The following is an 11,987-nucleotide window of genomic DNA, read 5'->3' as shown; positions in this document are numbered from 1 at the left end:
CGTCGTCAGCGGTACGTGCGCACCATTCCCTGAATCGGATCGAACGACGGCGGCACATCGAGATCGACCTGCGTCGTCTGCGTCTGCACTCCGTCGTCGGTCGGTGACACCGTCTCCGGCAGAACGCGCCAGTGGGCGCGTGGGTCGTCCGGCTGCTCGTGGTCGGTACTCATCGCTGCCTCCGTGTGTCACCGCGGTAGTTTGGTCGCCGTGCAGTGGCGACAGTACGACCCTCGGGCGAGCGCCGCCGCCGGAACGGGCGCCTACACAGCGTGTCTCGCGGTGATGTCCACCCCGCCCACCGATCTGATGGTGGCAGAGCGCGACTCTCCTGTCAGCTCTGTGTTCCTCAGTCCCGCGTGGGCCGGCGTCGTCGCAGTCGTGGTGGTATTGACGGCTGTCCGTGTGGCGTTCACTCACTCGCGGCGGGGCTTGATCACCGGTGTCGGCGCGGCGGGCACCGCCGTCCTGGCAACGCCGGCGGCGGTCGACATCTCCACGGCGTGGTCCGTGACTGTGGCCGGTGTCGGATCCGGACTGATCCTCGTCACGGCGGTGACACTGGCCCACACCAGTCGCACCGCATTCGTCGCTCTGGCTCTCGGAGCCGCATCGGCCTACCGCTTCTCCCCACTCGTTGCGCAGCAGTATCCGGACCACTTCCGATGGTCGGTGAGTCTGCCGGGCGACGCATTCTTCCCCGAGCCGGTCGTGCCGATCCCGGTGCTCGTGGTGACCGCAGTGCTACTCGCGAGCACGATCTCGATGCCGCACGTCGTGACCCGTGGTCCCCGAACTGTGCACTGGCGCATGGCCGCTGCGGTCAGTCTGCTGTGGGTCGTGTACGCGCTCCTCGGTGACTACAGTGCGTCCGTCGGTCAGTGGACAGTGGCCGCGGCAGCGACGGTCGTCGTGATCGTCGGGGCAGCCATCGGTTCCGCGGACAGCGGTGCATTCTTGTGCGCAGGGCTTGCCGTGGCCTGCACCTTCGTCGGAGGAATGGTGTGGAACGCGTGGTGGCTCGTTCTCCTCGCGATCGCCGGCTTCACCGTCGGCGCCCTCGCAGCGCGGTGGGCACCCTCCACTCCGGTGGGCTGCTGCATCCTCGCGCTCGTCTGCGCGTCGGCTCTGTTCCCGTACGGCCTCGTGTCCACCGTCGGGTATGCCGTGGTCCTGCCTGCTGCCATCGTCTATTCGCTACTGTCGTCCCGACCGTCCGATCCGACGATCACTTCCGTGGGCCTGCTGATCCCGACCATGCTCGCCGTCGTCACACTGTCCGCTCCTCCGGACCGTCCGTACGAGTTCGGATGGACGGGTAGTGCCGACCGGATTCTCGTTCTCGACCCCGGGACCGTGGGTTCCCGCTCGGTACTCGCGGTCGTGGTGGCGATGTGCGCGGCCGTCGTCGCAGCGGGGGTTGCAGCACGTGTCGACCGTCGGAACCACAAGCAGCAGAGCGCCTCCTGAGTCGTAGCGGTCGTGGACTTCCGACCCCGGTGGACGGGGGCGACAGTCCACAATCGATGACCCGTTCGGCATCCACGGTCGATCGGTGACACTCGAACGCCCATCAGCGGACCACCCGCCCCGCCTCGAGCTTCACGACCCGATCGGCCATGTCGATCACGAGCGGATCGTGAGACACGCAGGCGACTGCCACGCCGCGCCGGGCTTCAGCCCTCATGACGTCCCGAATGCGATCCCCGCTCGTCGCGTCCAGACCCGTCGTGGGTTCGTCGAGAAGCAGAAGATCAGCGCGACGCGCAAGGCCCTGCGCGAGCAACGCCCGCTGTCTCTGACCGCCTGACAACGCGGAGAAGGGCCTGTCTGCGAGCTCGCTGATACCGAGGCGATCGAGCGCGTCGTCGACGACACGGCGAGACTCGGCATCGAGACGGCGCCACGCCCGCCTCCCGCCCCAGACGCCGACTGTCGCGACGTCCCGCACCGTCACCGGCAGTCGGTCCGGGACCGCCGCGCGCTGTGGAACGAATCCTAGTGCCCGCGTCGCGACTCGGGTGCCGGACGTCAGCGCACGCGTTCCCGCGATCATCTCCAGCAGTGTGGATTTGCCGGCACCGTTCGGACCTGCGATCGCCGTCACCTCTCCCGCGACGACATCGAGGTCGACCCCGTCGATGGCCACGTGTTTGTCGAACTCCACGCGGGCACTGCGCAGCCGAGCAGCGAGTCGGGTCGTGTCGATCTGGCTCATGGACTCACCTTAACGACTTTGAAAACCACTATCACTATCGTTACGATCCCAAGCGTGACAATTCAGGCGCTCGTCGAGCCCTTCTCGCTCGCCTTCGTGCAACGCGCCCTCGTCGGGGGCGCACTCGTGGCGGTGCTGTGCGGGGTCGTCGGTACGTGGGTCGTCATCCGCGGCATGGCTTTTCTGGGAGAAGCCCTCGCGCACGGGATGTTGCCCGGGGTCGCCCTGGCGACGGTCCTGGGGGCGCCCGCGCTGGTGGGCGGCGCGCTCAGCGCGGTCGTGATGAGCCTCGGCATCGCTGCGCTCCAGCGTCGCGGATCCCTCTCCTACGACACGAGCATCGGCATGCTGTTCGTCTCGATGCTGGCACTGGGAGTCATCATCATCTCCCATTCGGGAAGCTTCGCCACCGATGCCACGTCCATCCTGTTCGGAGACATCCTGGCCATCACGTCCGTGGACATCGCACTCCTGGCCGTCGCTGTGGTGGTCGGCATGACGGTGGCCGCGGGCTTCCACCGCTCGTTGGTGGCGCTCGCGCTCGATCCCCGCATCGCGTCGGTACTGGGCCTTGCTCCCCGCGCGGCACAGGCTGCTCTGGTCGCCCTGGTGACGCTTGCTGTCGTGGCCTCCTACCAGGCTGTCGGCTCGCTTCTGGTCGTCGGACTCCTGCTCGCACCTGCCGTCGCCGCCGGGCAGTGGACCACTCGGATACCGACTCGAATGGTGGCGGCCGCCTCGATCGGTGTGCTGTCGGTGTTCGTCGGTCTGCTCATCTCGTGGCACGCGGCCACGGCGGCCGGCGCCACGGTCGCCGCGACGGCGATCGCGCTGTCGGGCCTGTCGGTGGCGGCAAGGGCGGCGACCGCGTCGATCGGACGCACGACATCAGCGCCGGCGCTCTCCGTCTGACACCGGCCGACCCGATCCACCCGAAAGGACACTGTGCGACAACACATCACGACCACCGCTCTCGCCCTCGTCGTCGGCCTGACCGCGTGCTCCACCGAGCAGGCTCCGACGATCCCCGCCGACGAGGTACCCGCCGAAGGCCACGGAGCGATCGCCGACGCCGCGGAACTCGCCGAGCCACGACTCGGCCTCACGACCATCGATCCCACCGGCTCGATCTCGCACCTGGACCTACTGGACGAATCGGTGTCCGACCTCGGCACCATCGGTGCACCCGAGGCGATGAGCACCGACGGACGCTACCTGTTCGCCGGGACGGACGCGGGAATCGAGATCGTGGACAGTGGCGTCTGGACCTGGGACCACGTCGACCACTTCCACTACTACCGCGCCGAACCCCGGCTCCTCGGCACCGTCGAGGGCGCCGGCGACGCGACCGTGGCCACGTCGAATCAATCCACCTCGGGCGGAACCGGGCTCTACTTCCCCGACTCCGGCGACGCCGTCCTGCTCGACACCGCGGCGTTGTCGAAGGGCGAGATCTCCGAGTCGTTCCGGCTGCAGAACCCGCCGGGAGACGGCATGGTCGTGCCCGTCGGATCGTTCGCCCTCGTCACCGACGGGGTCGGCCCCTCACGGACAGTCGTCGGACACACCTCGGACGGAAAGCGCACCGGTCTCGTCGAGTCGTGCCCCGACGCCGCCGGCACCATCACCACGCGTGTCGGCACCGTGATCGGCTGCTTCGACGGCGCGCTGCTCGCGTCCGCCACCGGAGACGAACTCACAGTGGAAAAGATCCCGTACCCGACTGACGTGTCCGCCCCTCCCGCAACGTCGTTCGACAATCGCGAGGGCCGCCCCACCGTCGCCGGCCTCGCCGGCGATCAGGGCATCTGGTTACTCGACACCCGCCAGAGGTCGTGGACGCTCCTTCCCGCTCCCACTCGCTTGACGCATGTGTCGGCGGTCGACGACAGCGACGACCATCTTCTCGGCCTCTCGGCCGACGGCCGCGTGTTCGTGCTGGACGGAGCCGACGGTTCGGTCGTTGCCGAGACGGGCGCGCTCGTCGCCGCATCACAGGCCGCCGGTGAGACACCCACTCTGATCGCCGACCAGCAGCGCGCCTACCTCAGCGCGCCCACCGAACGGAAGCTGTACGAGATCGACTACGCCGACGACGCCCGCGTCTCCCGCACGTTCGAGACCGCGTCCGAACCGGCCTTCACGGCCGAGACGGGACGCTGATGATGCGAGGACACCGGACGGGCAGTCTCCTGGCCGCGGCGGCAGTCGCTGTGGTGGCCCTTCTCGCTGGATGTTCGGCGACAGCCGACGACCGTCCGGTGGTCATGGTCTCCACGAACATCCTCGGCGACGTCGTCGAGGAACTCGTCGGCGACGAGGCAGAGGTCGTGACGCTGATGAAGCCGAACGCCGACCCACACTCGTTCGAGATCTCCGCGCAGGAGGGCGCGCGTCTGCGCTCGGCGGACCTCGTCGTCTCGAACGGGCTGGGATTGGAGGAGGGACTACAGCAGCATCTCGACGCCGCAGCCGCAGAGAAGGTTCCGACGTTCGTCGCCGGGGACGTCATCGACGTGCTCGACTACCGGGAGGGCGACGCGGCGGGCAGCCCGGACTCCCACTTCTGGACCGATCCTGCCCGCATGATCGCCGTCGTCGATTCCTTGGAACCGGTGCTCGGCGATCTCGACGGAGTGGATCCGGCCACCATGTCGACACGAGCGGCCGAGTACCGAGGACAGCTGCAGAGTCTCGACGAGGAGATGTCCGCCTTGTTCGCCGCGATCCCCGACGAACGGCGTGCGCTCGTCACCAACCACCATGTCTTCGGTTACCTCGCTGACCGTTTCGACTTCGAGGTCGTCGGGGCGGTCATTCCCGGCGGCACCACCCTCGCCGCACCGTCGGCGTCCGACCTGTCCGATCTCGTCGATGCCGTCGACTCCACCGGTGTCCGCACCGTCTTCGCAGAATCGTCCTCGCCCGACCGACTCGTTCAGGCACTCGCCAGTGAAGCCGACATCAGCGTGGACGTCGTGCAGTTGTTCACCGAGTCGCTCACCGGTCCCGACGGCGGCGCCCCCGACTATCTGACGTTGATGCGCGTCAACACCGAACGCATCGCCGCCGGCCTCTCCCCCTGATCGGTATCGTTCCCACACAGAAAAGGATTCACATGCGTCTCAATCACTTCCGGCGGGCAGGCTCCACTGTGCTCGCGCTCGGCGCGGTCGTCACTCTCGCGGCGTGCTCCTCCGGAACCACCACGACCGCCGCCGACTCCACCACGAGCACCACCGCAGCGATGCAGGCCGGCCCTCGTGTCGCGGTCTCCTACGACGGCGGCGTACAGGTGCTGGACGCCGCCACCCTCGAGACCGTCGCGGACTTCGACTCCGAGGACTACACACGCCTCAACCTCGCCGGCGACGGGCGCAACGTCATGGTGACCACGAGCAAGGGCTTCCAAGTACTCGACACCGCCGCGGGCACCACGGACGCACCACAGCTCACGGACACGGTCTTCGAGGCGGAGAAGGCGGGCCATGTCGTCCGGCACGGCGGCAAGACGATCTTGTACGCCGACGGTACCAGCGACACCACGATCTTCGACACGGCAGCACTGGAGTCGAGCGACGGTCTCCCCGAGGTGGAGAGCATTCCCGGTGTGGAGGCGCATCACGGAGTCTCGGTCGTTCTCGAGGACGGCACGTTCCTCACCACCGTTGGTAATGCCAACGGACGCACCGGTATCGAGGTGCGCGATGCCGCCGGTGCGGTCATCGCGCGCAACGATCAGTGCCCCGGCGTCCACGGCGAGGGAACGGCACAGAACGAGATCGTCGTATTCGGCTGCGAGAACGGTGTCCTGGTCTACGACAAGGGCGAGATCACCAAGCTCGACGCTCCGGACCAGCCCTACGGGCGTACGGGCAACGCGTACGTCAGCGAGACCAGCCCCTTGGTCGTCGGCGACTACAAGAACGACGCAGACGCGGAAGGCTCACTGCTGCAGGCGGTCACCGTCATCGACACCGTGGCGAAGACGCTGGACGTCGTCCAGATGCCCGACGGTGCCGAGTACACCTGGCGCGGGGTCTCCCGTGGACCCGACGACAAGGCCTACATCATCGGAACCGACGGCGCCCTGCACGTCTTCGATCCCGAGACGCGCGAGTTCACCGCTTCCTACCCTGTCATCGGTGAGTGGGAAGGCCCCAGCGAGTACCAGGACGCACACCCCGGCATCTCCATCACCGGCGACACCGCCTACGTCACCGAACCGGACACCGACAGCATCCACGCCGTGGATCTGACCACCGGTGACGTCACCGTCAGCAGCGAACTCGACGTCACTCCGAACGAGTTCGTGGCCGTCACCGACTGATCCTGTCGTCACCAGGGGCGCGGTGTCAGCCGCGCCCCTGGCTGGTCGCGTGCGTCAATCCGCGACCAACCGCGCTGATCGGAAGTGTCGACCCACTCCACGCTCGCGTTGCCTGCTGATGACGTAGGAGCCGGGCGCAATTCCTGTCGCACCGTGTTCGGGATGAATCAGGTACGCCGTGACCTCGGTGTCGAGGATGCCCAACGCAAGGCCGTTCGGATCGAACACCGGAGTGGACCACATGCAATGGCCTTCCTCGCAGACGAGGCTGTGAGGGTTGCCGCCGGCGGCGCTGCGAAGCAGTTCGACGCCGGTGAGGGGCACGTCGCCGGCCCGCGTGCCCCGAACTGCCTGCACGTGGACGATCATCGGGCGCGGCACGACGATCAGATCGCCCTGAGCTTGAAGCCCGTCGACGACGGGTATCGACACGTCTCGATCGAGATAGTCGAAGACGTCGAGGCCGGTCAGGGCCGTGAGTGTGGACAAAGTCATGGTCGTGGTCATCGAAGTCACCTCGGTCGTCGGAATGTGGTCACGTGCGGCGCACGAGACAGGAGTAGTCGTCGCCGGTGATGCCGTAGGTCCATCCGGCGGCGTCGAGCGCGGACGTCATGCCGTTCGGAACCGGCAACCCGTAGCGTCGCCGCCGACCGTCCCGATCGACAGAACCGTTGACCACTAGCAGGATTCCGCCGTCGTCCACCCAGCTGGTCGGCGTGGCGTAGAGCGACAGCGGGGCGCCGGCATTCCCCGGATCGTCCGTCCGGTCGACGAGCTCGAGTCCGGCCTCGTCGATGTAGACGTCCCACCCGATGCGCTCGATGGCGCACCGGCGTACCTCGATGTTGCGTTCGCGTGCGATGCGCTCGACGGTGGGTTCGGCGATCACCCACTCGGGAACGATGGTCCCGTGATCGACATGAACGGATCGTCCGTCGGCGAACTGGACGGCGGGCTCGTTCTGTCCGTGCAGTCGCCGTTCGTTGTGCACCGCTCCCGGAAGAGGTTCGGTCTGAAGAATTCCAGGTCGCTCGGACATGACGCAGACATTGTCGAATGCCCACCACCAGCCGGTCGCCCCCGCGAGGGCTGTCTGAGTATCGAGGATGCGTGATCCGTACCGCGGAAGGCAGAGATGCCCAGTGTGCGATGGATGTCGTAGTACGCGAGCCGGTGCGCTTCCTGCTGCCCGTACCACGCCACGCTTCCCGTCGGTCGCTGAACGAGTGACCGCACAGCGGCCGCCACTCCATCGAACAGGCTGGTGCGCAATGAATCCCACACCGCGATTCGCAGCAACTCGTCGGGCGCGATCCCCTGCCGCGCGGACTCCGCCAGTGGCTGCGTGCGTGCAGCCCAGAGGGAGCGACTGTCGGAAGGCCATCGTCGCGACACCCCGCCCGTGCGGTTGTCCATGCGTTCGCGTGACCGTGAGACGGTCGACGCGATTCGAGCGGCAGCACCGGACGTCAGGGAGTTCGTACCCGACAACTGTTCGGAGACAACCAGTTCGGCGCCAGCCGGTGGGGACGGTACCCACACGAACTCGGGACAACGGAACCCTGCATGCCTGTACAGATCCGCTACGGCGGCCTCGGCGGTCGGCCTGTCGGACGGCAGAGTGGACACACCCAGCGCGAGCCACGTGTCCCGCAACGTGGGTACGGATGCCATCTGATGAATCGATGACGATGCGGTTCCTGCCCTGACCGCGAAGGGTGTTGCTGCGGCGCTCACGCGAGGGTGGCGGTGTCCGCCTTTCCGGTTGTCATGCGTCCGAGAATGACACGTCCCGCGACGCAGCGCAAGAGTCGGTGCCGATACCCGCAGCAGGATCGGCACATTCGGCTGAAAGTTCTCCAGAGGGGCAGCGCACCGGACCTGACACCGTCGAGCGATAGACCATTCGTGCGCTGCCACTTGTTCGTCTTCGGCGTTGATGCGGCGTCGATACAGGCATACGGTGCCGTCATGGGAAATCCACGCACCGCCGCGATCGGCCTCTACCTGCTCGCGGTGATCGTGCGCGTGGCGACGTGGGGAGGCACGTCGGCGGCCGATCGCAGCGACGACGTGGTGCTCCTCCTGCTGGTCGGAGCCCTGGTCGCAGCGATTCTCTCGGTCAGGTCTCGCACGGACACGCCGTGACCCGCCCGTGCGCGGCAGCGGCGAGCACGATCTAGACCGATCAGTTGGTTACAGTGGTGCGATGTCGTGGACGTCGTCGCCCAAGGATTCGGTGCTGGGCCTCGCCGTCCTCCTGTACATCGGAACGGCATTGGTGGTGCCCATCTCGGTCGCCGCAATGTCCGCCCTCGGCGACGCTCCCTACGACGTTGTCCCCGGGTGGTTCGCGATGGGTGTGTTCGCGTTCTGCATCGGTGCGTACACCACGGTCTATGCCGCCTACGGGTTGTACCTGAAGGCGGTGTCGGCGCACAGACGGAGAACAGGGCCAGTCCTGGCGGCGCGCCTGGAGACCGGCGCAGTGGTCCTCGCATGGGTGTCACTCGTTGCGGGATTGACCTCCCTCGCACCGGGCGTCGCCGTCGCGAGCGGCCTTGTCTGCGCTGCGGTGTGTAGTGTCGCCGGCGCCGTCGTTCGTCGACGTGTGTTCGGACAGAGCGAACGCCGTACGTGACGCATCGGTGCGTCCGGGCAGTCCGGCTCTACTGTCCTTCCGACACGGTGGAATTGTCCAGGGCCGCGGCGAAAGCGTTGATCGCTCTCGTGTAGCGCTGAAAGCTCCTGTTGGTGCCGTAGTCAGAAAGAAAACGATCCTGCGAGCATTCGCCGCCGATACGGGACTGACCTACGGATGCTGGCGGACACGCGCTCGCATGATCGCTGCGGCCGACCTTCTCGGGCGGGGACACACCTCGCCGACACGGCAGCAGCAGTCGGTTACAGCACCAGCAGCGGGTTCATCGCTGCCTTCGCCCACGAGTTCGGCGTGACACCGTGGTCGGGCACCTGCGCGAGGACGACCGGACGGGTCGCGCGGAAATACTCCTCGCTACCGCCGTCTCCCCTGTGTCCCGTTTGCTCGCCGCTGCCGCCACGGCGACAGTCACGGCAACCCTCGTGTTGCTTCTGGCAGGTGTCGGGCTCGTCACCGGGGCTGCTGCCGTCGGCGGAGACGGCCCCGGTGTCGTCGACGTGCTCGTCGGAGCGGTGTCGCAGCTGCCGGCAACCCTTGCCGTCGCCGCGATCGCCTACGCCGCATACGGATTCGGAAGCCGGTGGATCGCAGTCGGGTGGGCGGCAGTCGTCCTCGACCTGCTGCTGGGGCCGCTCGGTACCCTCATCGGCGCTCCCCAGTGGTTGCGCGACACAGCACCGCACACGCATCTTCCCGCCGACGTCGGCGCGCCGGTTCCACTCTGCCGCGTTCATCCTCGTCATCGTGGCCACAGCACTTCTGGCCACCGCATCGTGGGCTCTGCGCCGCCGCGACCTCGTGTGAACGCCGGACAGGGCGTCGGCGAGTGCACACCAGCGACACTCCCGATGTCTGACCTCACTGCGCCCCACGGACACGTCGGCACCCCACGACCTGCCCGAGCACGTCGACCACGGCGGCCGCAGCGATCGCCACGAGCAATACCCACACCAACAGAGCCACGTCCGGCGCCCACCTGCCTGCCACCGACAACCCCGCGCCGGTCGAAGAAGACAGTCCGAACAGGACGGCGACAGCGGCCGCTGTCCCTACCCCGACCGCAACGACCCCGCGCACGACGGCGACTCCTCTGGTCCGCTGGGGCGTCCTGCCCGAGACGATGCGGACCGCGTGAACGCCGATGCCGACCACCAGCGTCGCGATGATCGCAGCGAGCGCTCCGAGCACGGTGGACGCCGAGGACTCGGGTAGCTCGCTCGTCCGTCCACCCGTCACCGACGTCGTCAGGTTCCGGCCGACGGCCGCGAGTCGATCGGCCTCGATCTCACCGTATCGGTTCGCCGCCACCACGATTGCTGTGTCCAGCGACGGAATCACAGAGACGTAAGTGTAGTAGCCGGGCACCGCACCCGCATGCCACCAGACATCGTGGCCATCGATCCTCTCGTGGAACAGGCCGTCACCGTAGGTCGAACCCTGAGCTGTCGGCACCTCGCGATACCGGGCTTCGTCGTCGTGACGTTCCCGCAGTCGCCACGACGCATAGCGTCCCAGGTCATCGATGGAGCCGGCGAGGTAGCCGTATCCCAACCCCGCCGAATCGACACCGACGTCGACCGGGCGGGTGGAACCGAAGAACGGAACGTGTCCCCGCGGAACACTGTCGACGAACAACTGCGGGTCGGTGATGGCGTCACTGCCGGCGGGATCGAGTACGACGCGGCGCACGGCGTCCGCGTAGGAGGACCCTCCCGCCTGCTCGATCACAGCCTGCAGGAGCAGGTAGTTCAGACTCGAGTACCGGAACTCACCACGAGGACCGGCCCCCTTCGGCGCGTCGAGGGCGGTGACGGCGTCTGTCGCGGAACCCCTTCGGGTCCACTCGTCGGTGACGGTGATGTCGTGCGGCAGCCCGCTGGTGTGATGAACGAGGTCGTCGACGGTCACTGCGGGGTCGGAGAGCACTCGGCGAGCCTGCGGGACCACCTCGACGACAGGGCTGGTGGCGTCGAGAACGCCCTCGCGCTCGAGGCCCCTCGCTGTCGCTGCCGCGAACTGCTTCGACACCGACCCCCAGACGAAAGGGGTCGACCCGTCGATGTCGTGACCGTCCCCGTCGACTCCCACGAATGCCGTAGACCGTGCACCGTCGCTGTCGACGATCCGTGCGGCCATGCCCGGTGCACCGATCTCCGAGGCCCACCGAGTGACGAGGCCCTGCAACGACTCCTCGTCGTGCCCTCGACCGGCCGCTGGGCAGATCGACAGTGCGAGCAGTGTCAGGGCGCCCAGAAACACGGCGACGACTCGTCGTGCCGCGGTCATCGTCGTACTCCCGTCAGCGCTGTGGCCCGGTGCGTGGTGGACCACAACCCGGTCAGCAGCGCTGCTCCCCAGACCGTGAACAGCGGATCCCAGACCACGGCATGCCCGATCATCGCGGTCCGGTCGTACCCGCCGTCGGGCACGATGACGCCGACGAGCACCGCTACCGCGGACACCGTCGACACTGCGCCCCACACGAACAGCGCACCGCCCGCGCACCACCCGCACACGCGGACCTGCCGATAACGGTGGCCTCGGACCCGCTCGGTCACCCACGGGAGGACAGCAGCGCCGGCCTTCACGACAGCGACGACACCGAGCGCGAGACCGCTCGCCACCGGTCGGTCGTCGGCCAGGGTCACCGCCCAGTCCCCCACCGAGGCGAGCTGCCATCGACCTCCCACCGCCCAGTACGCGCTCGCGGCCGCATGCAGCAGCCCGGCTGCCGCAGCGAGGAGAAAGGCCACCGCCGCAGGCATACTCATGCG

The 11,987-nt window shown here is 67.6% G+C and carries 14 protein-coding genes; 7 read left to right on the top strand and 7 right to left on the bottom strand.

Going from position 1 to position 11,987, the window contains the following annotated elements:
- Window positions 1-5: 5 nt before the first annotated feature.
- On the bottom strand, window positions 6-173 hold the full coding sequence (locus BR07_RS26985) for a hypothetical protein (protein ID WP_155957011.1): 168 nt from the start codon (window positions 171-173) through the stop codon (window positions 6-8).
- A gap of 37 nt (window positions 174-210) precedes the next feature.
- Here BR07_RS26985 and BR07_RS0111325 point away from each other — a divergent pair, with 37 nt between their 5' ends.
- Window positions 211-1,470: a hypothetical protein gene (locus tag BR07_RS0111325; protein WP_155957010.1), complete on the top strand. Its 1,260-nt coding sequence runs from the start codon at window positions 211-213 to the stop codon at window positions 1,468-1,470.
- A gap of 103 nt (window positions 1,471-1,573) precedes the next feature.
- Here the strand turns inward: BR07_RS0111325 and aztA are convergent, their stop codons facing one another.
- A complete protein-coding gene (gene aztA / locus BR07_RS0111320) occupies window positions 1,574-2,218 on the bottom strand; it encodes a zinc ABC transporter ATP-binding protein AztA (RefSeq protein WP_027505546.1) in 645 nt (214 codons plus the stop codon).
- A gap of 54 nt (window positions 2,219-2,272) precedes the next feature.
- On the opposite strand from aztA, the gene aztB reads away from it, so the two are divergent.
- The 4 genes from aztB to aztD are packed head-to-tail and all read left to right on the top strand — an operon-like array spanning window position 2,273 to window position 6,548.
- Complete coding sequence (gene aztB / locus BR07_RS0111315) at window positions 2,273-3,130, top strand: zinc ABC transporter permease AztB (RefSeq protein ID WP_231476305.1); 858 nt, start codon at window positions 2,273-2,275, stop codon at window positions 3,128-3,130.
- Between the two features lie 33 nt (window positions 3,131-3,163).
- Window positions 3,164-4,381 (top strand): hypothetical protein, encoded by a 1,218-nt coding sequence (locus tag BR07_RS0111310; protein ID WP_027505544.1) that lies wholly within the window; start codon window positions 3,164-3,166, stop codon window positions 4,379-4,381.
- On the top strand, window positions 4,381-5,304 hold the full coding sequence (aztC, locus tag BR07_RS0111305; RefSeq protein WP_331280451.1) for a zinc ABC transporter substrate-binding protein AztC: 924 nt from the start codon (window positions 4,381-4,383) through the stop codon (window positions 5,302-5,304). The genes BR07_RS0111310 and aztC overlap by 1 nt, the downstream gene beginning before the upstream one ends.
- A gap of 32 nt (window positions 5,305-5,336) precedes the next feature.
- Complete coding sequence (gene aztD, locus BR07_RS0111300) at window positions 5,337-6,548, top strand: zinc metallochaperone AztD (RefSeq protein ID WP_027505542.1); 1,212 nt, start codon at window positions 5,337-5,339, stop codon at window positions 6,546-6,548.
- A gap of 54 nt (window positions 6,549-6,602) precedes the next feature.
- Here aztD and BR07_RS0111295 read toward each other — a convergent pair whose 3' ends face one another.
- Window positions 6,603-7,055, bottom strand: coding sequence for a hypothetical protein (locus tag BR07_RS0111295; protein ID WP_027505541.1), 453 nt, complete (start codon window positions 7,053-7,055; stop codon window positions 6,603-6,605).
- 28 nt (window positions 7,056-7,083) lie between these two features.
- Window positions 7,084-7,935: a DUF6745 domain-containing protein gene (locus BR07_RS27855; RefSeq protein ID WP_331280450.1), complete on the bottom strand. Its 852-nt coding sequence runs from the start codon at window positions 7,933-7,935 to the stop codon at window positions 7,084-7,086.
- 587 nt (window positions 7,936-8,522) lie between these two features.
- Here BR07_RS27855 and BR07_RS0111285 point away from each other — a divergent pair.
- Both BR07_RS0111285 and BR07_RS0111280 read left to right on the top strand, forming a co-directional pair.
- Window positions 8,523-8,699 (top strand): hypothetical protein, encoded by a 177-nt coding sequence (locus tag BR07_RS0111285; protein ID WP_155957009.1) that lies wholly within the window; start codon window positions 8,523-8,525, stop codon window positions 8,697-8,699.
- Between the two features lie 61 nt (window positions 8,700-8,760).
- Window positions 8,761-9,192, top strand: a complete 432-nt coding sequence (locus tag BR07_RS0111280) for a hypothetical protein (protein ID WP_027505539.1) — start codon at window positions 8,761-8,763, stop codon at window positions 9,190-9,192.
- Between the two features lie 263 nt (window positions 9,193-9,455).
- Here the strand turns inward: BR07_RS0111280 and BR07_RS0111275 are convergent, their stop codons facing one another.
- From BR07_RS0111275 to BR07_RS0111265, 3 genes are all read right to left on the bottom strand, one after another.
- Entirely contained in the window at window positions 9,456-9,947 is a 492-nt protein-coding gene (locus BR07_RS0111275; RefSeq protein ID WP_155957008.1) for a hypothetical protein, read from the bottom strand.
- A gap of 124 nt (window positions 9,948-10,071) precedes the next feature.
- Window positions 10,072-11,499 (bottom strand): serine hydrolase domain-containing protein, encoded by a 1,428-nt coding sequence (locus tag BR07_RS0111270; protein WP_037185684.1) that lies wholly within the window; start codon window positions 11,497-11,499, stop codon window positions 10,072-10,074.
- Window positions 11,496-11,984, bottom strand: coding sequence for a DUF3995 domain-containing protein (locus BR07_RS0111265; protein ID WP_027505536.1), 489 nt, complete (start codon window positions 11,982-11,984; stop codon window positions 11,496-11,498). Before BR07_RS0111265 ends, BR07_RS0111270 begins: the two co-directional genes overlap by 4 nt.
- Between the last annotated feature and the right edge of the window lie 3 nt (window positions 11,985-11,987).

This window comes from Rhodococcus sp. UNC23MFCrub1.1 (assembly GCF_000686025.1).
Taxonomy (GTDB): Bacteria; Actinomycetota; Actinomycetes; order Mycobacteriales; family Mycobacteriaceae; genus Rhodococcoides.
The sequence above is the reverse complement of the archived record's forward strand: the minus strand, read 5'-3'. Positions and strand labels throughout refer to the sequence as shown.